This window comes from Allobosea sp. 117, assembly GCF_000702305.1.
Taxonomy (GTDB): Bacteria; Pseudomonadota; Alphaproteobacteria; order Rhizobiales; family Xanthobacteraceae; genus Ancylobacter.
This window is the reverse complement of sequence record NZ_JNLC01000001.1, coordinates 109769-130995: the sequence shown is the minus strand read 5'-3', so window position 1 is coordinate 130995 and position 21227 is coordinate 109769. Positions and strand designations below refer to the sequence as shown.

At 68.0% G+C, this 21227-nt stretch carries 20 protein-coding genes and 1 riboswitch; of the genes, 9 read left to right on the top strand and 11 right to left on the bottom strand.

Translation table 11 applies throughout. The features are described 5' to 3' along the window. Positions 1-2: 2 nt before the first annotated feature. The 4 genes from U742_RS0100610 to U742_RS0100595 all read right to left on the bottom strand — a co-directional run bounded on the left by U742_RS0100610 (position 3) and on the right by U742_RS0100595 (position 3936). The gene (locus U742_RS0100610) at positions 3-572 is read right to left on the bottom strand and encodes an ABC-type transport auxiliary lipoprotein family protein (RefSeq protein ID WP_248310221.1); all 570 of its coding nucleotides are present in this window, start codon (positions 570-572) and stop codon (positions 3-5) included. Between the two features lie 93 nt (positions 573-665). Next, positions 666-1958: an MlaD family protein gene (locus U742_RS0100605; RefSeq protein WP_029348998.1), complete on the bottom strand. Its 1293-nt coding sequence runs from the start codon at positions 1956-1958 to the stop codon at positions 666-668. 3 nt (positions 1959-1961) lie between these two features. Continuing rightward, positions 1962-2780, bottom strand: coding sequence for an ABC transporter ATP-binding protein (locus tag U742_RS0100600; RefSeq protein WP_029348997.1), 819 nt, complete (start codon positions 2778-2780; stop codon positions 1962-1964). A 7-nt stretch (positions 2781-2787) separates the two neighbouring features. Then, entirely contained in the window at positions 2788-3936 is a 1149-nt protein-coding gene (locus tag U742_RS0100595; protein WP_029348995.1) for an MlaE family ABC transporter permease, read from the bottom strand. Between the two features lie 284 nt (positions 3937-4220). Here U742_RS0100595 and dgcA point away from each other — a divergent pair, with 284 nt between their 5' ends. Continuing rightward, entirely contained in the window at positions 4221-5198 is a 978-nt protein-coding gene (dgcA, locus tag U742_RS0100590) for an N-acetyl-D-Glu racemase DgcA (protein ID WP_029348993.1), read from the top strand. Here dgcA and thiD read toward each other — a convergent pair. Next, positions 5195-6010 (bottom strand): bifunctional hydroxymethylpyrimidine kinase/phosphomethylpyrimidine kinase, encoded by an 816-nt coding sequence (thiD, locus tag U742_RS0100585; protein WP_029348992.1) that lies wholly within the window; start codon positions 6008-6010, stop codon positions 5195-5197. The genes dgcA and thiD overlap by 4 nt on opposite strands. Before the next feature lie 57 nt (positions 6011-6067). Further along, positions 6068-6184: riboswitch (TPP riboswitch) on the bottom strand. A gap of 146 nt (positions 6185-6330) precedes the next feature. Between thiD and U742_RS0100580 the strand changes: the two genes are divergently transcribed. The 3 genes from U742_RS0100580 (at position 6331) to U742_RS0100570 (ending at position 9205) form a co-directional block, all read left to right on the top strand. Further along, complete coding sequence (locus tag U742_RS0100580) at positions 6331-6567, top strand: Lrp/AsnC ligand binding domain-containing protein (protein ID WP_029348990.1); 237 nt, start codon at positions 6331-6333, stop codon at positions 6565-6567. A 160-nt stretch (positions 6568-6727) separates the two neighbouring features. Further along, positions 6728-8008, top strand: coding sequence for an HdeD family acid-resistance protein (locus U742_RS0100575; protein WP_029348988.1), 1281 nt, complete (start codon positions 6728-6730; stop codon positions 8006-8008). Between the two features lie 45 nt (positions 8009-8053). After that, the gene (locus tag U742_RS0100570; RefSeq protein WP_038360101.1) at positions 8054-9205 is read left to right on the top strand and encodes an MFS transporter; all 1152 of its coding nucleotides are present in this window, start codon (positions 8054-8056) and stop codon (positions 9203-9205) included. 2 nt (positions 9206-9207) lie between these two features. Here the strand turns inward: U742_RS0100570 and U742_RS0100565 are convergent, their stop codons facing one another. The 3 genes from U742_RS0100565 to U742_RS0100555 all read right to left on the bottom strand — a co-directional run bounded on the left by U742_RS0100565 (position 9208) and on the right by U742_RS0100555 (position 11378). Next, the gene (locus U742_RS0100565; RefSeq protein ID WP_029348984.1) at positions 9208-10134 is read right to left on the bottom strand and encodes a DMT family transporter; all 927 of its coding nucleotides are present in this window, start codon (positions 10132-10134) and stop codon (positions 9208-9210) included. A gap of 64 nt (positions 10135-10198) precedes the next feature. After that, positions 10199-10957 (bottom strand): cytochrome b/b6 domain-containing protein, encoded by a 759-nt coding sequence (locus tag U742_RS0100560; RefSeq protein WP_081852744.1) that lies wholly within the window; start codon positions 10955-10957, stop codon positions 10199-10201. Further along, on the bottom strand, positions 10932-11378 hold the full coding sequence (locus tag U742_RS0100555; protein WP_029348980.1) for a c-type cytochrome: 447 nt from the start codon (positions 11376-11378) through the stop codon (positions 10932-10934). Before U742_RS0100555 ends, U742_RS0100560 begins: the two co-directional genes overlap by 26 nt. Positions 11379-11627: 249 nt before the next feature. Between U742_RS0100555 and U742_RS0100550 the strand changes: the two genes are divergently transcribed. Continuing rightward, positions 11628-12440 carry a universal stress protein gene (locus U742_RS0100550; protein ID WP_029348978.1) on the top strand — a complete coding sequence of 271 codons (813 nt, stop codon included), beginning with the start codon at positions 11628-11630 and terminating at the stop codon, positions 12438-12440. 9 nt (positions 12441-12449) lie between these two features. Here the strand turns inward: U742_RS0100550 and U742_RS0100545 are convergent, their stop codons facing one another. Beyond that, positions 12450-13298, bottom strand: a complete 849-nt coding sequence (locus U742_RS0100545) for a fumarylacetoacetate hydrolase family protein (protein ID WP_029348977.1) — start codon at positions 13296-13298, stop codon at positions 12450-12452. A gap of 160 nt (positions 13299-13458) precedes the next feature. On the opposite strand from U742_RS0100545, the gene U742_RS0100540 reads away from it, so the two are divergent. The 3 genes from U742_RS0100540 to U742_RS0100530 all read left to right on the top strand — a co-directional run bounded on the left by U742_RS0100540 (position 13459) and on the right by U742_RS0100530 (position 16056). Next, positions 13459-14049 carry a LysE family translocator gene (locus tag U742_RS0100540; protein ID WP_029348976.1) on the top strand — a complete coding sequence of 197 codons (591 nt, stop codon included), beginning with the start codon at positions 13459-13461 and terminating at the stop codon, positions 14047-14049. A gap of 142 nt (positions 14050-14191) precedes the next feature. Then, complete coding sequence (locus U742_RS0100535) at positions 14192-15001, top strand: UDP-2,3-diacylglucosamine diphosphatase (protein ID WP_197028133.1); 810 nt, start codon at positions 14192-14194, stop codon at positions 14999-15001. Further along, positions 15001-16056, top strand: coding sequence for a glycosyltransferase family 4 protein (locus tag U742_RS0100530; protein WP_029348974.1), 1056 nt, complete (start codon positions 15001-15003; stop codon positions 16054-16056). The genes U742_RS0100535 and U742_RS0100530 overlap by 1 nt, the downstream gene beginning before the upstream one ends. A 5-nt stretch (positions 16057-16061) precedes the next feature. Here the strand turns inward: U742_RS0100530 and U742_RS0100525 are convergent, their stop codons facing one another. Then, positions 16062-17054, bottom strand: coding sequence for a threonine ammonia-lyase (locus U742_RS0100525; RefSeq protein WP_029348971.1), 993 nt, complete (start codon positions 17052-17054; stop codon positions 16062-16064). Positions 17055-17405: 351 nt separating this feature from the next. Here U742_RS0100525 and U742_RS0100520 point away from each other — a divergent pair, with 351 nt between their 5' ends. Further along, positions 17406-18026 carry a helix-turn-helix domain-containing protein gene (locus U742_RS0100520; protein ID WP_029348969.1) on the top strand — a complete coding sequence of 207 codons (621 nt, stop codon included), beginning with the start codon at positions 17406-17408 and terminating at the stop codon, positions 18024-18026. 18 nt (positions 18027-18044) lie between these two features. Here the strand turns inward: U742_RS0100520 and U742_RS0100515 are convergent, their stop codons facing one another. Then, entirely contained in the window at positions 18045-21212 is a 3168-nt protein-coding gene (locus tag U742_RS0100515; protein ID WP_029348967.1) for an efflux RND transporter permease subunit, read from the bottom strand. Positions 21213-21227: the final 15 nt, after the last annotated feature.

Genomic DNA, 21227 nt, shown 5'->3' with positions numbered 1-21227 from the left:
CGTCAGAACCGCGCCGAGGCCCATTTCACGATGGCGATGAAGACCTGATCGGAGGCCTCGTCCAGCGCCCGCGTCGCCTCCGCGCCAGAGGTCCCGGAAGCCGGGGCGCGTGCGCGGAAGACCTCGGCGGCGAGGATGCGCCCCGAGCGGTCGTCGACGACCTTGGCCGACACCTCGACCACCGCCTCGGTGCCCTGATAGGTCTGCAGGCCGAAGGTACGGATGTCGGTCATCAGCGAATAGTCGGCGGTGACGCCCGCGCCGGCACGGGCAACCGAGCGCGCCCGGTTTCCGTTCTCGAAGGATTCGAGCAGCCGCGCCTGGAACAACGCCGGCAGACGGTCACTCCATTGCGCGTCGGAGAGATAGGCGACCTGTCCCGGCGCCGGCTCGACGACGATCCGCTCCGTGTCGAACACCGCGAGCGCCGTCGGCCCGCCGACCACCAGTTGGCCGCGCCCGGCGCGCGAGGCGGTGAAGCCGCTCGGCGCCGAAAGATCGAAGGTCGGGACGGCCTTGCTGCCGCCTCCGAGCAGCGCCGCGCACCCCCCCAGCGACACGGCGAGAACCACGGCGGCAGCGTTCCTCGCCGGCCGGAGCAAACGCTCATACCCGTTCACGCGTCAGGTCCCCTGCTTTTGTCTGCTTGCCAGCCCTGCCCCATCTCACCGTCCACTGTAGCTAGGAACCGAAGACCCGCCAAAGATGAACTGCCGCGGGTTGCGCTCGAGATTGCGGAACACGCGCTCGATTTCCCCCAGAGTGCGCCGACCATCCGCCGCCAGCGCCTCGTACTGGCGCAGCCCCGGACCGGCGAACTGGTTGAGATTGCGCGACAATTCGGCCGTCCGCACATCGAGGTTGGCGGCCAGCTTGCGCACTTCCTCGGCGGCTGCCGACACCTGCGCGAACATACCCTTGCCCTCCTCGCTGGTGGTCATGGACTCCACATTGTCGAGGATCTTGTCGAGCTTTCCCGCCATGCCGTTCAGCTTGGCGGAGAGTTGGGAGGCGTTCTTCAGCAGCGAATCAGTGTCGCCCGAGCGATTGGCCAGCGTCTGCGAGAAGGTCTCGATGTTGTTCACCGCATTGCCGACCTTGTTGGGGTCGACCGCCTGGGTGATCTGGTCGAGACGGTTGAAGGTGGTCTCGAGCTGGGCGGAGAAGCCGCGGAACGTCGAGGCGATGGCGCTGGCGTCGTCGATGAACGACTTGATCTTGTCGCTCGAATTGGCGAGCTCGCCGGTGAATTTCTGGATGTTGTCGACCGTGTTGCCGACCTTCGCCGGATCGATCGAGGTCGCGATCTTGTCCAGCGACTGCGCGAGCTGGTCGATGCGCTTGGCGGCGCCGCCGACATCGGCCAGGAAGCTGTTGATGTTGTCGGCATTGTTGCCGAGCGCCTGCGAGAACTTGTCGACGTTGTCGATCACCGAGGAGATCTTGGTCTCGTTGGCGCGCAGCAACTCGTCGACGCGCCGGGCGATGTCGTCGACCCGCCCCATCACCTGGCTCGCCGTCTGCATCAGGTCCTGCACGCCGGAGACGTCGGCGCGGATGCGCGGGTTCTGACCGGGCGGTGCCGGTGGCAGCGGCGCGGCGTCGAGCGAGCCGCCGACGAGGCCGACCGAAGCGAGGCCGGTGAGAATCTGCACGTTCAGCGCGGCGCGCGTGTCGGACTTCACAGGCGTGCCCGGCGGCACGCCGATGGTCGCCACCACCTTGCGCGGGTCGGTGGTGTCGAGCTTCAGGTCCGAGACCTCGCCGACCGGGATGCCGTTGAAGGTCACCTGAGAGCCGCGCTGCAGCCCGCTCACCGCACCGTCGAAGACGACGTCATAGGCGACGCGCGGCCCGCGATTGGCCGAGCCGGTGAACCACCACACGAACACGAAACCCGCGGCGATGACCAGCAGGGTGAACAGGCCGATGATGGCGTAGTTGGCGCGCGTTTCCATGCCTCAACGCTGTCCCTGGTTTGCCGCGATGCCGGCGGCCCGTGCCCGCTTGCCGCGGAAATAGGCCGAAATCCACGGATGGTCGGACGCCACCATGGCCTCGATGGTTCCGACCGCCGCGATCTTGCCGTCATAGAGCGCCGCCACGCGGTCACAGACCGTGTGTAGGCTGTCGAGATCGTGGGTTACCATGAATACGGTGAGCCCCAAAGTATGCTGCAGCGTCGAGATCAGCTCATCGAAATCGCCGGCGCCGATGGGATCGAGACCGGAGGTCGGTTCGTCCAGGAAGAGGATTTCCGGGTCGAGCGCCAGCGAGCGGGCAAGCGCCGCGCGCTTGATCATGCCGCCGGAAAGCTCGGAAGGCAGCTTCTCGGCGACGTCGGGCTGAAGGCCGACCATCTCGATCTTGGCGATGGCGAGTTCGTCCATCAGCCGCGGCGACATGTCGAGATATTCCCGCATCGGGAACTGGATGTTCTGCTTCACCGAGAGCGAGGAGAACAGCGCGCCCTGTTGGAACAGCACGCCCCAGCGCCGCTCGAGGGCGCGCCGGCCGGCATAGTCGAGCTCGTCGAGATTCTGGCCGAAAACCTCGACCGAGCCGGACCGCTTCGGGACGAGCCCGAGGATCGTGCGGGTGAGCACCGACTTGCCGCCGCCCGAAGTGCCGACGAAGCCGAGAATCTCGCCGGCCATCACGTCGAGCGAGAGCCCCTTGAGGATGATGCGGTCGCCGAAGCCGACCACGAGGTCGCGCACGCGGATGATCGGCTCACCCGCCTCGCCCTTTCGGCTCGCTCCGTTGGCTCCCGGATTCACGCCGCCCTCACATGTCGATCGCGGCGAAGAACATGGCGAACAGGCCGTCGGCCACGATCACCAGGAAGATGGCCTTCACCACCGAGGCGGTGGTCTGCGCGCCGAGCGATTCGGCGCTGCCGCCGACCCGCATGCCCTCCATGCAGGCGACCAAGCCGATCAGCGCTGCCATGAACGGCGCCTTGATCATGCCGACCTCGAAGGTGTTCAGCGCGATGGCATCGCGCAGCCGGCTGAGGAAGATGTCCGGCGAGATGCTGCCATAGAGCCAGGCGACGAGGCCGCCGCCGAACAGCGCGCACATGTTGCCGATGAAGGTGAGCAGCGGCACCGCGATGATCAGCGCGACGAGGCGCGGCAGCACGAGGATCTCGGTCGGGTCGACGCCCATGACGCGCAGCGCGTCGACCTCCTCGCGCATCTTCATCGCGCCGAGCTCGGCGGTGAACGCGCTGCCCGAGCGGCCGGCGACCATGATCGAGACGATCAGCACGCCGAGCTCGCGCAGCGTGAGGATGCCGACCATGTCGATGACATAGGTGGTCGCGCCGAACTTGCGGAAATGGAAGATGCCCTGCTGGGCGATGATGCAGCCGATCAGGAAGGTGATCAGCGCGATGATCGGCACCGCCCTGAGCCCGACACGCTCGAGGTGGTAGACCATCGACGTCCAGCGGAAGTTCAGCGGGCGCAGCAGCACGCGAAGCGCCGCGGACACGACGACGCCGATGAACTGCAGGAGCTGCATCCCGTCGTCGCCGGAAGTCGCGACCGCCCGGCCGATCACATAGAGGCCGGCGCTGATCGGGTTGCGATTCGGCTTGGCTGGCGGCACCTCGTGGCAGCCGCGCTCGACCTCCTCGATCAGCGGCTGAAAGCGCCGCTCGAGCCCTATGATGCCGGGGCGCAGTCCCTTCTCGTGCAACGAGCGGACCAGCCGGTCGAGCAGCACCGCGCCGACCGTGTCGAGGCTGCGCACGCCGGACAGATCGATGCGGGCGGCTTCCGAGGGCGCCGCACCGGCTTCCGTAAGGCTCGCCTCCACGGCACCTTCGAGCGCACGGCTCTGCGGTGCCGTCCAAAGGCCGTTGCCGACGAACACCAGCTCGCGGCCATGGCGAGCGGTGGCGAGCAGCGGTGCTTCAGCGGCGCCCAAACGCGGCTCCCATTGTGGTTTCAAAGCATCGAAATCGGCAGAGGCGGTATTGGCCTATCCAGCGACTCACGCGACGAAATACGAGCAAATAATCCTTATGGTTCATAGCCGCACGCTTTCCGTGCTGTCGAGGCGATCGACGCATCTACAGGTATTGGGGTAGCCAAATCCGACGATAGCTGCGTAGCTGTGGCTTCCCGGTGACCGGGGGCGGGAAAGTCCGCGCCATCGACTATGCTCACAGCTATGCGCCGATTCACGGCGCGCCACCAAGCGGTCGCTTCATGCCTTCACTCACCGTCGCCATCGAGCGCTTTCCCATAGCCGGGGCCTTCACCATTGCGCGCGGCTCCAAGACCGAGGCGGTGGTGGTGACGGCACGCATCGCCGAGGGCTCCGTGGCGGGGCGCGGGGAATGCGTTCCCTATGCGCGCTATGGCGAGAGCGTCGAGGGCGTGGCGGCGGCGATCGAGGCTCTTGCTCCCGACATTGCGAACGGGCTCGACCGCGCCGGCCTGCAGGCGCGGCTGCCGCCCGGCGCCGCGCGCAACGCGCTCGACTGCGCCTTCTGGGATTTCGAGGCGAAGCGCGACGGCCGGCCCGCCTTCGCGCGCGCCGGGCTGCCGGAGCCCCGCCCCGTCACCACCGCCTACACGATCAGCCTCGGCCCCCCGGAGACGATGGCGGAAGCCGCGCGGGCAGCGCACCGTCCGCTTCTCAAGCTCAAGCTCGGCGCCGCCGGCGATCCGGAAAGGCTCGCGGCGATCCGCTCGGCCGCGCCGGACGCCGAGCTCATCGTCGACGCCAATGAGGGCTGGAGCGCCGCCGACCTCGCCGCCAACTTCGCCGCGTGCGCAGAGGCCGGCGTCACACTCATCGAGCAGCCGCTGCCGGCCGGCGCCGACGACGCGCTCGCCGACCTTGCCCGCCCGGTGCCGATCTGCGCCGACGAGAGCGTGCACGGGCTCGACAGCCTTGCCCATCTCGCGGGACGCTACGATGCCATCAACATCAAGCTCGACAAGACCGGCGGGCTGACCGAGGCCATCGCGCTGGCGCGGGCGGCAGAGGCGGCGGGCCTGAGCATCATGGTCGGCTGTATGGTCGCGACCTCGCTCGCCATGGCGCCGGCGCTGCTGCTCACGCCGTTGGCGCGCATCGTCGACCTCGATGGCCCGCTGCTGCTGGCGCGCGACCGCGAGCCTGCCCTGCGATATGAGGGCAGCACCGTGTTTCCGCCAGAGCCCACACTCTGGGGTTAGATGCTGCGCGGCCAGAGCGCGTGGAAATGGTGCACCGGGCCGTGCCCCTGCCCGATTGTCAGCTCGTCCGAGGCGCCGATCGCCGCTGTCAGATAGTCCTTGGCGGCACGCACCGCAGCGCGCAGTTCCATGCCCCGCGCAAGGCCCGCCGCGATGGCGGAGGAGAGCGTACAGCCGGTTCCGTGCGTGTTGCGGGTGGCGACGCGCGGGGCGGCGAGTTCGACCACGCCCTCCGCGTCGAGCAGCACGTCGACGCTGTCCGGTCCCTCGCCATGCCCGCCCTTGATCAGCACCGCCTGTGGCCCGAACGCCATCAGCCGCTCCGCCTGCGCGCGCATCTCGGCGGGCGAGGAAGCCGGCGCCACGTCGAGCAGCGCCGCCGCCTCGGGAATGTTCGGCGTGATGAGGAGGGCGCGGCGCAGCAGCATGGCGCGCAGCGTCTCCACCGCCTCGGGTACCAGCAGGCGGTCGCCGGAGGCGGCGACCATGACCGGATCGAGCACCACGGTCGAAATCCGGTGCCGGTCCAGACCGAACGCGACCGTCTCGATCACCTCCGGGCGCGACAGCATGCCGATCTTCACCGCGTCGACCTCGAGGTCGGAGAACACCGCATCCATCTGCGCCGCGATGAAGTCGGGCGGCACGTCGTGGATGCCGGTGACGCCGCGCGTGTTCTGTGCGGTGAGAGCGGTGACGACGCTGGCGCCATAGACGCCAAGCGCGGAGAACGTCTTGAGATCGGCCTGGATGCCGGCCCCGCCGCCGGAATCCGAGCCTGCTATGGTCACCGCTATGGGCGTCTTCGTCATCGGCGCTCTCCCCTGCCGGTGAAGACCGCCGCGCTTGTGCCGGGCCTCTCGCCTGATCGGCACGCGCGATCCGTTCCCTCCGCCGGCATGACCCGGATCAGGTTCGTGGGTTGGCATCGCGCCTCTCAGCCCCGTCGAACCAACATGGTCTCTGGGGCACCCCAACGTGATCGTGATGCGGAAATAGGCGAACGGACGGGGTGTTGCAAGAACGTCATCATCGCGAAGGCCGGCCCCTGATGAGGCGGGGTTGCCAGCCGAACAGCCATCTGCTCCCTTTGGCGGGCGCCAGCGCCGCGCCCAACCGGACAACCCTTCCTATGATTCCCTTCTTCGTGCAGATCAAATGCCAGCTCGGCCGCTCCTATGAGGTCGCCAACGCCATCGCCGACGCGGAGATCGCGTCCGAGATCTATTCGACGGCCGGCGAGTTCGACCTTCTCGTCAAGTTCTACGTGAACGAGGGCACGGACATCGGCCATTTCGTGAACGAGAAGGTGCAGACCGTGCCGGGCATCCAGGACACCCGCACCATCATCACCTTCAAGGCGTTCTGACCCGCCCGCCGCTCCACCCGGGCACACCTTGCCCGCCACCGGCGCAGCTCGATACGATTACGTCATTCTTCGCGTGGCATTTCCTGTCGGCCGTCACCGACCGAGGGGCGAGCCTTCTGTTTTTCTACCTGTTGTTGAGCAAGACCGGTCGGCAGGATTCATGATCGAGCTTCTTTTGCTTTTGCTGGGCGCGCCTCTTCTCCGGCGCAAATGGTGGTTCCTCGGCGGAATCGGTCTGACTTGGCTGGCGGCTGGCGTGTTCTTCTTCGTCAACGCGCTGTTTGACGAGTTCCGGATCTGGCCGGCCTATTTCGCGCTGCCCCTGATGCTCGATGCCGCCGTCTCGCTGTTCGCGGGAATCGCCGGCTCCGGCACCGCCCGGACGCTGCGGCTCGGCAAGGCCCTGGTGCTCATCGTCATATCGCTGCTGATCCTCGCCCCCTGGCGGACCGAGATCCTCATCGGCCTGCTGGTCGGCGCCGTCATCATCGTCGATGCCTGCTGGCGCGCCGCCAGCGCCTGGGTCGTCCGCTTCTCGAAATGGCGCCGCACTCTCGTCCTTGCCGGCTTCGAATTCCTGTTCGGCGTCTGGTCGCTCGTTCCGTGGCCGACCCAATGGCGCGGACAGGTCGGCATTGATGTCGGGACGCTGATGTTCGTGACGGGGGCAAGCCTCCTGCTGCTGGCCTTCCGCATCCGGCGATTGCCGCCGGGCACGCGCATCGCGCGCGCACTCAGCGACGGCTGGACGATCGAAAGGAGGCGCGCGGCGGCCCTGCCCATGACGTCTCCGCGCGTGGCGGGAGCCCTCACCGTGCATGTGTGGACGCCGACCGGCGCGCTCGTTCCGCTCAGCCGGGGCATCGCGCGCTATGTGGCCGCGCTCGACGAGAAAGGCGTCGTCTCGACCGGGCACGCCGCCCTCGAAGTCGTGCCGGACATCTACATAAGCCACTATCCCGCCGTCGAGATCGACCGCGATCAGTCGCAGTTCACGCGCACCCTGCGGGCCACGGACGAGAACAACGTTCCCGGCCGCTTCCAGCCGAGCTATGCGGTGGAAAGCGAGGAATGGTGCCCCTCGACCCGGCAGGTCCGGCTCGACGATCTCGACGTCGGCGCGCTGCGGGAGTTCTGGTCGGTCTACGGCCGGGACACCACCTACAACCTGACCAACCGGAACTGCTCGAGCGCGGTGGCGAAGGCGCTCGACGCCGCGGTCGAGGGCGTGTTCGCCGAGCAGGGGCGCTCGCCGTGGTTCGTGGTCCGGCTGCTCTTCCTTCCCGAGCTCTGGGCGGCCGGCGTCATGCGCCGGCGCGCGGCCGCCATGGCCTGGACGCCGGGGCTGGTGCTCGACTATGCGCGCGCCCTTTCCGCCATCGTCGAGCTCCCGCACCGCCTCGGCATGGCCGGCGCGAAAGCCCAGCCGCATCCGCTCTGAGGCGCCACTGGCGCTTTCGCGACCATTGAAGAGGCCGAACTCCCGATGCAGCCCCTCTCGCAGAACAGCCTGCCCGCGCGCATCGCGGTCATCGCCACCGCGGCGATCTTCGGGCTGACCTACAGCCTCAGCGCCGCGCTGATCGCGCTCGATCTCGCGGAACGCGGGCTGAGCGAAGGACTCATCGGCGCGAATGCGGCCATGCATGCCATCGGCGTCCTGTGCATGGCGGTGCTGCTGCCGCCGTTGACCGCGTGGCTGGGCCTGCGGCGCACCATCATCGGCTCGCTGCTGAGCGCGGCGTTCCTCCTCTGCCTGTTCCCCGCTCTGCCCTTCGTCTGGCTGTGGTTCCCGCTGCGCATCCTGCTCGGCGCCGCCTCCGAGGTGCTGTTCGTGCTCTCCGAGACCTGGCTCAACGCGCTGAGCTCGGAAGCGAGCCGCGCCCGCACCATGGGCGCCTACACCGCCGCGCTGTCGGTCGGCTTCGCGCTCGGGCCGCTGATCCTCTCCTTCGCCGGCTCGGACGGCTTCCTGCCCTACGCGATCGGCGCAGGCCTCGCCGCGGGCGCGGCGGTCCTCGTGCTGTCGCCGTCCATCGCGGTGCCGGCGATCGAGCGCCCGGATCACGGCAACCCGCTGCGCTACATGCGCCTGGCCCCGATAGCCATGGCGGCGACCGCGCTCAATGCCGCGGTCGAGACCGCCGGCCTCACCTTCCTCACCCTCTACGCCATGTCGGTCGGGTGGGAGGAGGCGCAGGCGACCCAGCTCATGACCTGTATGATGTTCGGCGCCATCGTCCTGCAGCTCCCGATCGGTTGGCTGGGCGACACCATGGACCGCCGCAAGCTCATCATCCTTCTCGCCGTGCTCTCCGCGTTCGGCGCGTTGGTCTGGCCGTGGGCGCTGGACGTGCGCTGGACGATCTATCCCCTGCTGTTCGTCTGGGGCGGCCTGTTCGTCGGCATCTACACGATCATGCTGACCATCATCGGCAGCCGCTTCGCCGGCAGCGAGATCATCGGCATCTATGCCGGGATGGGAGTGTTCTGGGGCATCGGCGCGCTGCTCGGCCCGGTCCTGGCGGGGGTCGGCATGCAGGCGACGACGCATGGCCTCGTCGTCTTCGTCGCGCTCGCCTGCGCCGCCTTCGCGCTGGCGGCCATCCTCCTCAAGCCCGCGAGCGACGTCGCCTGACGTCAGGCCGTTGGTCCCGCCGGCGGCGTCGAAGCGGAGTCCGCCGCCGCGCGGTCGAGGCCGAGGCGCCGCTCGCGCCAGATCACGAACAGGCCGGCGCCGATGACGATCGCCGCGCCGATCAGGACGGCAGGCGGCGGCATTTCGTCGAACAGCACGAAGCCGAGCAGCAGCGACCACAGCATCGCCGAATAGGCGAAGGGCGCCACCACTGAGACCGGCGCGTAGCGATAGCTTTCGGTGAGCAGGATCTGCCCGACGCCGCCGATGAAGCCGATCGAGACGAGGAGTCCCGCATCGGCAAGGCTCGGCAGCGTCCAGCCCCACGCCGCGGTGGCGAGGCCGGCGACGGCGGCGAGCGCCTGGAAATAGAAGACGATGGCGGCCGTGGTCTCGGTGGCGGTCAGCCGCCGCACCTGGATCATCGCTCCGGCGACGCAGAAGGCCGCCGCCAGCGCCGCACCCGCGCCGAGCGCGCTGTCCAGCGTGTCGAAACCGGCACCGAGATGCGGCGACAGCATCACCACGACGCCGCCGAGCCCGGCCAGCACCGCGCTCCAGCGATAGAGCTGGACATTCTCCTTCAGGAACAGCGCCGCGAGCACCACGGTGATGAGTGGGGCGGCGAAGCCGATGGCGGTGGCATCGGCCAGCGGAATGCGGGCCAGCGCGAAAAAGCCGAGGGCCATGGCGCCGACACCGATGGTGCCGCGCGCTATGTGCCCGAACGGATGGGCGGTGCGCACCGCCGAGCTGATCTCGTTACGGACGGCGAGCAGCGCGAGCAGCGGGAACAGCGCGAAGAAGGAGCGCGCGAACACCACCTCGCCGGTCGGAACCCGTTCCGAGACGATGCGCACCAGCGCGGACATGATGGTGAAGAGGAAGGTCGCGCCGATCTGCAGCGCGATCCCCTTGAGCGCGTTCATGGCCGCGCATGGAGCATGAGTCCCGGCCCCTCGCAAGATGAGTTTGGGCGGGGCAGACCGGCATTCAGGGGAACGGATCGCCGCCGGCCAGCGCGATGCCGCCGAACACCACGAGAAGGGAGACGGCGAGGCAGGCGAGCGCCTTGACTATGGAGCCGGCGGTGGCTGCCGGCTGATCCGCATAGACCGCGCGCGGCTTGCGCCCGGTGAGCATGGCACGGATGAGATTGTCCTTGCCGACCAGCGAGTAGCCGATATTCACGACGATATGCACGGCGACCAGCGCCAGCATCACCCAATAGATGCGCTGGTGCAGGCCCGAGGCGCTCGCCACCGTCTCCTCGCTCGCCACCCGGACCAGCGGACCGTCGACGATGATGTCGTCGGTGGTGAACAGCCCGGTGACGGCCTGCGCCGCCACCGCCGCCAGCAGCGCCACCACCATCCAGCCGCCGAGCGGATTGTGCCCGAGGAAGCGCGGCGCCCGCCCGCGCAGCAGCGCGACCAGATAGCCGATCGCCCGGAGGGGATCGGCGAGGAAACGCGTGAAGCGTGCGGTCGAGCCGCCGACGAAACCCCACAGCACGCGGAACACGACGACCACGAGAATGGCCAACCCGTTCCACATGTGCCAGACCAGCTCGAGGTCGCCGTAATATTTACTGGCGAAGGCAAGCCCGACCAGGACCGCCAGCGCCCATTTGGCGAGCCGGGTCGGCAGGTCCCAGGCGAGCACGCTGCCGCCCTCGCGGCCGACGCCCCCTCCAGCCGCGCCGGGAAGAGCGTCCTGCGCCGCCTCAGCTCTTCTTGCGGTAGCTGTCATGGCAGCCGCCGCACTGGCGGATCAGGCCGGGCATGGTCGCCTTGAAGCTCGCCTCGTCGGTGATCGCGGCGCGCGCGGCCACGGCGTCGGTCTCGAACTTGGCAAAGCGCGCCTTGAAGTCGCTGCCCGCTGCCCAGATAGCCGGCAGGGCGCCGGTGTCGCCCGTGCCGGAGCCTTCGGGGAACAGGTTCGGCAGCTCCTTGGCGTTCTTCACATAGGTGTCGAGCGCAGTCTGCACCGTGGCGAGATCGAAGGGCTCGCCCTTCAGCATCCCGCCGATCGGCTTCGTCACGCGGCCGAACTCCTTGAGCAGGCCCTGGCGGGTCTTGATCACGTCGGACTGCGCGACCACCACGGTGCCGGTCACGGCCGTGGTCAGGATCGAAGCGGCGAGGACGGCGAGGGCAAGACGGCGCGCCATGGAGCTCTCCAGATGACGGGGCCCGTTGCGAACCCCTGATGCGCCGCAACATTAGTAAGCTTCCAACAAGCGGAGCAATTACGCCTCTCGCGCTCGTGATGGGGGCCTGACAGTCACCACGGCACCGTTGCCCTGACGCAACGCAAGCTCGAAGATCGGGGATATTGCAGATTTGCACGGGGTACGAATACCGTAGCGTCATCCCGTCCCCGGGGTAGGAAACGCCCTTTTCAAAACACGAGAGACGACATGGCCGTCCGGACCATCCTCCTGCACGCCGCCCCCGACAGCGGCTTCGCTGATCGCCTCGCCTTCGCCGTGCGGCTCGCCCGCCAGACCGGCGCGACGCTTGTCGGCCTCTACACCCTCTATCCGACGGGCGTGCCGCGGGTCGGCCGGGCGCTGTCCATCTATATTAACGAGCTGAAGCAGGAGGCCCGCGCCAAGGAGGCCGAGCTACGCCGCAGCTTCGAGACGGCAGTCGCCGAGGCCAGGATCAGCGCCGAGTGGCGCACCGTCGAAGGCGAGGTCACCGAGGCGCTCAAGGAAGCGGCCTATTTCGCCGATGTCGCCGTCGTGAGCGAGACTGTCGGCGGCACCATGGACGACGACCTCGCCTCGACCATGCCGGAGCATCTGCCGCTCCTTTCGGACGGCCCGGTCATCGTCGTGCCGACCGGCAAGCCGGTTCCCGCCTCGATCGGCCGCGTACTGATCGCCTGGAAGCCCTCGCGCGAGGCCGGCCATGCCGTGCGCTTCGCCCTGCCCCTGCTCGCGCTGGCCGACAAGGTGGAGGTGCTGACCGTCGACGAGCCGGGCGTCGACAGCGCCGGGGGCGGCGCCCTCGCGACGCACCTCGCCTCGCATGGAGTGAAGGCCGAGCACAAGCACATCGAGGCTGGCTATGCCGAGAAGGCGATCCGCGCCGAGGCGGCCGAGTTCAAGCCGGATCTGCTCGTCCTCGGCGCCTACAGCCGGCCGCGTCTCGCCGAGTTCGTGCTCGGCGGCGTCACCCGCTCCATGCTCGACAGCGCGCCCGCCCCGCTGTTCTTCGCGCACTGAAAACGGGCGTCAGCCGGCGAACGGCACCACCTTCTGGCGCTGTTCGCCGAGCCCGTCTATGCCAAGCGAGACCACGTCGCCAGGCTTGAGGAAGACCGGCGGCTTCATGCCGAGCCCGACGCCCGGCGGCGTGCCGGTGATGATCACGTCGCCCACATCCAGCACCATGAACTGGCTGATGTAGGAGACGAGGAAGTCCGGCTTGAAGATCATGGTGCGGGTCGAGCCGCGCTGGCGTCGCTCGCCGTTCACATTGCACCACATGGAGAGATCGCCGACGTCGGCGATCTCGTCTGGCGTCACCAGCCACGGTCCGAGTGGACCGAAGGTCTCGCAGCTCTTGCCCTTGATCCACTGGCCGCCGCGCTCGATCTGGAAGGCGCGTTCCGAAACGTCATTGGCGAGGCAATAGCCGGCGATGTGCGCCGGCGCGTCAGCGAGCTCGACATAGCGGGCGCGCGTACCGATCACGATGCCGAGTTCCACCTCCCAGTCGAGCTTGGTCGACCCCTTCGGCTGGATGATGTCGTCATTCGGCCCGACGATGCAGTTCGGCGCCTTGGAGAACAGCACGGGCTCGGTCGGGATCGCCATGCCCGTCTCTTCCGCGTGATCGGCATAGTTGAGCCCGACCGCCACGAAATGCCCGGCGCGCGCAACGCAGGCGCCCAGCCGCGATCCGGCCGGCGCGGCCGGCAGCGAAGCCGGCTGTATCTCCCGCAGACGCGAGAGACCGGCCGGCGAGAGCACGTCGCCGCCGATGTCGGACACCAGCCCGGTCAGGTCCCGCACCACGCCATTGGCGTCGAGAATGCCGGGTTTCTCCCGGCCAGCCGCGCCGAAACGCACCAGCTTCATGTCCACTCCCCTTGGGCTGAATCGCCGGCGGGATATTCGGTCGGCGACCGGCGCCCCGCAACCCGCTTCCCGTGGATTCGGGTTGCCGCCTTCGGCTATCGGCGCTACATCTGCACCCAATTAATATGTCAGCAATACTGACATAAGGCGGGAGGACGCCGTGACTCACTCCCTCGTGTCGCTCGTGCTTTTCGCGATCGCCGGCGCCTTCACACCCGGCCCCAACAACCTGATCTCGACCGCGTCGGGTGCCGCCTTCGGCTTCCGCCGCACGCTGCCGCAGATATGGGGCGTGGCGCTGGGCTTTCCGCTGATGATCGTCGCCATCGGCTTCGGGCTCGGCGGCCTGTTCGCCACCTTCCCCCAGCTCCATTTGATTCTGAAGTTCGTCGGATCGGCCTATCTCCTTTATCTTGCCTGGAAAATCGCCACCGCCTCCGACCCCGAAGCGAGCGCGATCGCCCGTCCCCTGACGCTGCTGGAGGCAGCGCTCTTCCAATGGGTGAACCCCAAGGCCTGGACGCTGGCGCTCGGCGTGGTGCCGGCCTTCACCACCATCGGCGGCAACCTCTTCGCCGAAGTGATGCTGATCGCCCTGGTGATGGGCGCGACGACCTTCCCAGCGCTGTCGCTCTGGGCCGGCTTCGGCGTGGCGATGGCCCGCCTGCTGTCCCGCCCGCGCCAGCGGCGCATCGTGAATCTCGTCATGGCGGCGCTGGTGGCGGCGAGCGTGGGACTGCTTTTCATCTGAACTTAAGTGTGAAGCGTCGTCATAAAAGCGTGATGCGACTCAGGCTTATGTCCGGGTCATGAATCAAACTGTGATCTCCCTAGCGCAGTCTGAAATGGTCGACGGGGATCCTGTGGACAGCCATCCCGGCGGATCATCCGAGATGAACGACGCAGCCGACGCGCGGCGCTTCCGCAGCCTCTTCCTGTCCGACATCCACCTTGGCACCAAGGGCTGCCAGGCGGACCTCCTGCTCAACTTCCTGAAGCACCACGACGCTGAAACGCTCTACCTCGTCGGCGACATCGTCGACGGCTGGCGCCTGCGCGCCGGCTGGTACTGGCCACAGACGCATAACGACGTCGTGCAGAAGCTGCTGCGCAAGGGCCGCAAGGGCACCCGCATCGTCTATCTGCCCGGCAATCACGACGAATTCCTGCGCGACTACTACGGCAACCATTTCGGCGGCATCGAGGTGGTCGAGACGGCGATCCACGAGGCGGCCGACGGCAAGCGCTACCTGGTCATCCATGGCGACATCTTCGACGTCGTGGTGCGCCACGCCAAATGGCTCGCCTTCCTCGGTGATGGCGCCTACACCGCCGCGCTCGGCATCAACACCTATCTGAACTGGGTCCGCCGCAAGCTCGGCTTCCCCTACTGGTCGCTCAGCCAGTGGGCGAAGCTCAAGGTGAAGAACGCGGTAAACTTCATCGGCCGCTTCGAGGAGGCGGTGGCCAACGAGGCGCGCCGCCACAAGGTGGACGGCGTGATCTGCGGCCATATCCACCACGCCGTGATGCATGACCGCTTCGGTGTCGACTACCTCAATTGCGGGGACTGGGTGGAGAGCTGCACCGCCATCGTCGAGCACCAGGACGGCCGCTTCGAGCTGATCGACTGGGCGCGCGCCACAAGGGCCGCCGCCTACAGCTCGCCGGCCCTGCTCGCGCCTCCGAGGGCGGCCGCCTGATGCGCATCCTCGTCGCGACCGACGCCTGGCACCCGCAGATCAACGGCGTGGTGCGCTCGCTGGAACATACTGCGCGCGAAGCGGAGACGCTCGGCGCGCATATCGAGTTCCTCACTCCCGCCGCCTTCCGCACCGTGCCGATGCCGACCTATCCGGAAATCCGGCTTGCCCTGGCGACGCCCTCCATGGTGACGCGCCGGCTGAAGGCGATCGCTCCCGACTACGTCCACATCGCGACCGAGGGGCCGGTCGGCCTGACCACGCGCCGCGCCTGCCTCGCCATGGGCCGCAGCTTCACCACCAGCTATCACACGCGTTTCCCGGAATATCTCGCGGCCCGCGCGCCGGTGCCGCAGCGCCTCTCCTATGCCTGGCTGCGCCGATTCCACAATGCCGGCGCCGGCATGATGGTCTCGACCGAGACGCTGGAGGGCGAGCTCCGCGCGCGCGGCTTCCGCAACATGATGCGCTGGTCGCGCGGGGTCGACGCCGAGCTGTTCCGACCACGCACGACGGAGGAGATCGACGACGCAGCGCTCGCCGCCCTGCCCCGTCCGCTGTTCCTCTTCGTCGGCCGCGTGGCCGTGGAGAAGAACATCGCGGCCTTCCTCGACCTCGACCTGCCCGGTACCAAGCTGGTGATCGGCGACGGTCCGGCCCGCGCGGAGCTCAAAGCGCGCCATCCCGCTACCCGCTTCCTCGGCAAGCAGGAGGGCGAGCGGCTCGCCCGCACCTATGCCGCCGCCGACGTCTTCGTCTTCCCGAGCCTCACCGACACCTTCGGAATCGTGATGCTGGAGGCGCTCGCCAGCGGCCTGCCGGTTGCCGCCTTTCCGGTCGCCGGGCCGCGCGATGTTATCGGCCACGCGCTGATCGGGCCGGACCGGGTCGGCGTGCTCGACAACGACCTGCGCGCCGCCGCGCTGGCCGCGCTCGACATCGACCGTGACGCCGCCCGCCGCTTCGCACTGCGCCACTCGTGGCGCGCCTGCACCGAACAGTTCCTCGGCAATATCGAGAAGGCGCAGGGCCGCCCGCTGCGGCTTTCAGCCTAGAGGGATTACGCCCGCCCCGCTACCTCCAGGCAGGCGGTGAAGGTCGCCGGGTCGACATTGCCGCCCGAGAGCACGATCGCCGCGGTCTTGCCCGCAAGGTCGAGCCGCCCGGCCAGCACCGCCGCCAGCGCCACCGCGCCGCCCGGCTCCACCACGATCTTCAGCTCCTCGAAGGCGAAGGCGATGGCGCGCGCCACCTCCTCGTCGCTCGCCGACACTCCCTCCCCGACAAGGCGCGAGGAGATCTCGAAGGTGAGCCGGCCCGGCGTCGCGGCGAGAAGCGCGTCGCAGATCGAACCGGAGAGCTGCGCATTGCGCTCGCGGTGACCGGCGCGGAAGGAGCGCGCATGGTCGTCGAAGCCGGCCGGCTCTGCGGTCAGGACGCGGGTGCGCGGGAAGTGCTCCTTGATGGCGAGCGCGATGCCTGAGATGAGCCCGCCGCCCGAGGCATTGGCGACAACCACATCCGGCGCGATCCCGAGCGCGGCGAGGTCCTCGGCGATCTCGAGGCCGACCGTGCCCTGCCCGGCGATGATGTAGAAATCGTCATAGGGCGGCACGAACACCGCTCCGCGCTCGCGCGCGATCGCATTGGCGATGGCGTCGCGGTCCTCGGTCTCGCGGTCATATTCGACCACCTCGCCGCCGAACGCCATGGTGCGCTTCTTCTTCAGCGCCGGAGCATCCTTCGGCATCACGATGACCGAGGGCATGCCGAGCAGCGTCGCGGCCGCCGCCACGCCCTGCGCGTGGTTGCCGGATGAGCAGGCCACCACGCCGCCCGCGCGCTGCTCCGAACCGAGCCGCGAGATGCGGTTATAGGCCCCGCGGAACTTGAAGGAGCCGGTGCGCTGCAGCGGCTCGGGCTTCACGAAGATGCGCCCGCCGGTCAGCTCGTCGAGCTTCGGGCAGGCGATCAGCGGCGTGCGCACCGCGACGGGGCGCAGGCGCTCGGCGGCGGAAGCGACATCGGCGAAGGTCGGCAGGTCGTTCTGCATGCGTGAATTCCCTTCATCCGCACCGCCGGTCCGCCCGCCGCGTGCGTCGATCCAGAGCTTTTCCCGGTCGGGCGAGACATCGATCCGACGGAAGCGCTTCGCACCCAAGGCACCATGCTCCCCGCCACATCGTCAAGCACGCTCAGGATCGGGGGAGCCATGCATTCGCTTCGATCCGCCGCTCGCCCCGGCGAGGCCGGACGGCGGTGAGCTCCTCCGTTCGAACGCAACCGCCCGAGCGAACAGAAAGTGCCCTCTTTCAATATGTTGGAGCATGCTCTCCATGCAAAAGTCTCCAATTCTCGCGGAACATGCTCTAAATGAACCGGAGCATTGAACGGGGGAGCAGGCATGTCCGGCCGCACGCGCAGCCTTGATCGTGGCGGCATGGAAGCCGGCGCGCAGGCCATCACCGGCCAGCTCGGCCGCACCATCCAGCGGCTGCGCAAGACCTACAACCTGTCCCTCTCCGAGCTCGCCGAGCAGTCGGGCGTGGCGAAGTCGATCATCAGCCAGATCGAGCGCAACGAGACCAACCCAACCCTGGCGACGGTCTGGCGGCTTTCCCAGGCGCTGGATGTGTCGATCGAGCGCTTTCTCGCGGCCACCGACGAAGAGCCCTTCGTCGAGCACCTGACCCGCGCCGACACGCCCATCCTCGTCTCCGAGGACGGCAAGTGCCGCCTCACCATCACCGGCTGGATCAAGACGGTCGAATGGCTGCAATGGTTCGACTTCGTCGCCGAGCCCGGCGGCGAGCTGGTTTCCGACGGCCACCAGCGCGGCTCGATCGAATGCCTGTCGGTGCTCTCCGGCGAGCTTCAGGTCGAATGCGCCGACGTGATCGAGGTGGCCCGCGCCGGCGAGACGCTGCGCTATCGCTGCGACCGCCGGCACGTCATCCGCAACATCGGCACCGAACCCGCCCACGCCACGATGGTGTGCCTGCTCAAGGCCGCGGTGCTCGACTGAACACTCTCCCGCCGCGCGTCACGCGGCGGGGTGCGCATCCGCCATCTTCGCCTTGCGCCGGCCGCCCAGCGAAGCCAGCCAGCGGCAGACCACGTAGAAGGTCGGCGTGAACAGGAGGCCGAAGAAGGTCACGCCGATCATGCCCGAGAACACCGCCGTGCCGAGGGCCTGACGCAGCTCGGCGCCCGCGCCCGTCGCCCGTACCAGCGGCACCACGCCGAGGATGAAGGCGAGCGACGTCATGATGATCGGCCGAAGGCGAAGCTGCGCCGCATGGGTGGCCGCGGTGAAGCGGTCCTCGCCCCGATCCTCCAACTGCTTGGCGAACTCCACGATCAGGATCGCGTTCTTCGCCGCGAGGCCGATCAGCACGATGAAGCCCACTTGGCTCAGGATGTTGTTGTCCATCCCGCGCAGCAGGATGCCCGCGATCGCCGCGATCAGACACATCGGCACGATGAGGATGACCGCAAGAGGCAGCGTCAGGCTTTCATACTGTGCCGCCAGCACCAGGAAGACGAACACCACGCCGAGCCCGAAGGCGAAGATGGCGGTGTTGCCGGCCCGGATCTGCTGGAACGCGAGCGTCGTCCATTCGAAGGCGAAACCGTCGGGCAGCGTCTCCCGCGCGATCTGCTCCATGAGCTGGATCGCCTGGCCCTGCGACACGCCCGGCGCCGTGTTGCCGTCGAGCTCGGCCGCCGGATAGAGGTTGTAGCGCGGCACGCGGAAGGGACCCGAAATGTCGCGCACGGTGGTGAAGGCCCCAATCGGCACCGTCTCACCGGCCGAATTCTTCACCCTGAGCTTGAGCACGTCCTCGGGCGTCAGGCGGTAGGGCGCGTCGGCCTGTGCCTGCACCCGGTAGGTGCGGCCGAACAAGTTGAAGTCGTTGACGTAAGACGAGCCCACATAGATCTGCAGCGCCGCGAACACGTCCGCCATGTTCACGCCGAGCAGTTGCACTTTGGTGCGGTCGATGTCGAGGAAGAGCTGCGGCGTCGATGTCTCGAAGAGCGAGAACACCTGCGTCAGGCCCGGGGTCTGGGCGGCACGGCCCATCATCGCATAGACCGCGCCCTGCAGCGCGCCGGAACCACGCCCGCCGCGGTCCTCGACCATCATGCGGAAGCCGCCGGCATTGCCGATGCCCGACACGGGCGGCGGCTGCACGACGATCATGAACGCTTCCTCGAACACGCCGAGCTGCTGGAACAGCGCGCCCTGGATCGCGCCGGCCGATTGGCGCGGATCCTTGGCCCGCTCGGCAGCCGGGCCGAGGATGACGAACATGGCGCCGGCATTCGGCGCATTGGTGAAGGTCGCGCCGGAGAAGCCGACGATGTTAACGACATGCGCGACGCCCGGCGTCTTCAGCGCGACCTGCGCGGCCCGCGTCATCACCTCGTTGGTGCGCTGGAGCGCGGCTCCGCCGGGAAGCTGCGCGGCGACGATGAGATAGCCGCGATCCTGCGCCGGGATGAAGCCCTGCGGCGTGTCGCGGAACAACTGGAAGCCGAAGAACAGGATGCCGGCATAGACGACCAGCACGATGGCCGCGAAACGCACCAGCCGGCCGGTGAGCCAGCCATAGCCGCGCGAGAGGCCGTCGAAGCCCTTGTTGAAGCCCCAGAAGAAGCCGGTGATCGGCCGGGCATACCAAGCCGGCTTGTGGTCCTTGCGGTGCGGCCGCAGAAGCAGCGCGCACATGGCCGGCGACAGGGTGAGAGAAACCAGCAGCGAGATCAGCGTCGAGCCCGCGATGGTCAGCGCGAACTGGCGGTAGAACTCACCGGAAATGCCGGTGATGAAGGCTGAGGGCACGAACACCGAGGCAAGCACCAGCGAGATCGCGACCAGCGCGCCGCCCACCTCATCCATCGTCTTGTAGGCGGCGTCGCGCGGACTGAGCCCAGTCGAGATGTTGTGCTCGACGCTCTCCACCACCACGATGGCGTCGTCGACCACGATGCCGATGGCGAGCACCAGGCCGAACAGCGACAGGTTGTTCAGCGAGAAGCCGAACAGGCTCATGATGAAGAAGGTGCCGATCAGCGAGACCGGGATGGCGAGGATCGGGATGATCGCCGCCCGCCAGGTCTGCAGGAACAGGATGACGACGATCACCACGAGGATGACCGCCTCGATGATCGTGTCCTCCACCGCCCGCACCGATTCGGCAATGAAGGTGGTGGGGTTGTAGGCCGTCGAATAGGTGATGCCGCTCGGGAACCCCTTGGAGATCTCCCGCATTTCGGCCTCGATCGCCTGTCCGGTCGCCAGCGCGTTCGAGCCCGGAAGCTGGAAGATGCCGAGCGCGACGGAAGGCTTCGAGTCGAAATAGGAGATCGAGGAATTGTCCTGCGCCGCGATCTCGATGCGGGCGAGATCGCGCAGCCGCACCACCGCGTCGCCGGTCTGGCGCACGACGATGTTGCCGAACTCCTCGGGCGTCGACAGGCGTCCGAGCGTGCGCACCGCCACCTGGAAGGCGAGCTGCTGCGGCACCGGCGGCGCGTTCAGGACGCCCGACGCGACCTGGATGTTTTGCGCCTGCAGGGCGGCCGTGACGTCGGTCGCGGTGAGATTCAGCGACTGCAGCCGGTCCGGATCGAGCCAGATCTGCATCGCATAGTCGCGCGAGCCGAACACCGTGATGGAGCCGACGCCGTTCACGCGCTGCAACTGATCTTTGATCTGCAGGTTGGCGTAGTTGGAGATGAACAGCGAGTCGCGGGAATCATCCGGCGAGAACAGGCTCACCACCATCAGGATGTCGGGCGAGCTCTTCGCCACGACGACGCCGATCTGCTGCACCTCCTGCGGCAGGCGCGGCTGCGCGATGGCGACGCGGTTCTGCACCTGCACCTGCGCGATGTCGAGGTTGGTGCCGACCTCGAAGGTCACGTTGATCGAGAAGCGGCCGTCGGCGCTGGAGTTGGAGGAGATGTAGAGCATCCCCTCCACGCCGTTGATCTGCTGCTCGATGGGCGCGACGACGGTGTCCGCCACCGTCTCCGCGCTCGCGCCGGGATACTGCCCGGTCACGTTGATGACCGGCGGAGCGATGTCCGGATATTGGGCGATCGGCAGCGCGAAGAAGGCCACGCCGCCCAGGATCATGATAACGACCGAGACGACCGAGGCGAAGATCGGGCGATCGATGAAGAAGTGCGAAAAGCGCATGGATGCCTCCCGCGC

Excerpts from the sequence above, each read along its gene's own strand:
- U742_RS0100525 (WP_029348971.1), bottom strand. The coding sequence starts at position 17,054 with ATGCAGAACGACCTGCCGACCTTCGCCGATGTCGCTTCCGCCGCCGAG.
- U742_RS0100515 (WP_029348967.1), bottom strand. The coding sequence starts at position 21,212 with ATGCGCTTTTCGCACTTCTTCATCGATCGCCCGATCTTCGCCTCGGTC.
- U742_RS0100530 (WP_029348974.1), top strand. The coding sequence starts at position 15,001 with ATGCGCATCCTCGTCGCGACCGACGCCTGGCACCCGCAGATCAACGGC.
- U742_RS0100570 (WP_038360101.1), top strand. The coding sequence starts at position 8,054 with ATGCAGCCCCTCTCGCAGAACAGCCTGCCCGCGCGCATCGCGGTCATC.
- U742_RS0100565 (WP_029348984.1), bottom strand. The coding sequence starts at position 10,134 with ATGAACGCGCTCAAGGGGATCGCGCTGCAGATCGGCGCGACCTTCCTC.
- U742_RS0100560 (WP_081852744.1), bottom strand. The coding sequence starts at position 10,957 with ATGACAGCTACCGCAAGAAGAGCTGAGGCGGCGCAGGACGCTCTTCCC.
- U742_RS0100580 (WP_029348990.1), top strand. The coding sequence starts at position 6,331 with ATGATTCCCTTCTTCGTGCAGATCAAATGCCAGCTCGGCCGCTCCTAT.
- dgcA (WP_029348993.1), top strand. The coding sequence starts at position 4,221 with ATGCCTTCACTCACCGTCGCCATCGAGCGCTTTCCCATAGCCGGGGCC.
- thiD (WP_029348992.1), bottom strand. The coding sequence starts at position 6,010 with ATGACGAAGACGCCCATAGCGGTGACCATAGCAGGCTCGGATTCCGGC.
- U742_RS0100520 (WP_029348969.1), top strand. The coding sequence starts at position 17,406 with ATGTCCGGCCGCACGCGCAGCCTTGATCGTGGCGGCATGGAAGCCGGC.
- U742_RS0100545 (WP_029348977.1), bottom strand. The coding sequence starts at position 13,298 with ATGAAGCTGGTGCGTTTCGGCGCGGCTGGCCGGGAGAAACCCGGCATT.
- U742_RS0100550 (WP_029348978.1), top strand. The coding sequence starts at position 11,628 with ATGGCCGTCCGGACCATCCTCCTGCACGCCGCCCCCGACAGCGGCTTC.
- U742_RS0100605 (WP_029348998.1), bottom strand. The coding sequence starts at position 1,958 with ATGGAAACGCGCGCCAACTACGCCATCATCGGCCTGTTCACCCTGCTG.
- U742_RS0100535 (WP_197028133.1), top strand. The coding sequence starts at position 14,192 with ATGAACGACGCAGCCGACGCGCGGCGCTTCCGCAGCCTCTTCCTGTCC.
- U742_RS0100575 (WP_029348988.1), top strand. The coding sequence starts at position 6,728 with ATGATCGAGCTTCTTTTGCTTTTGCTGGGCGCGCCTCTTCTCCGGCGC.
- U742_RS0100555 (WP_029348980.1), bottom strand. The coding sequence starts at position 11,378 with ATGGCGCGCCGTCTTGCCCTCGCCGTCCTCGCCGCTTCGATCCTGACC.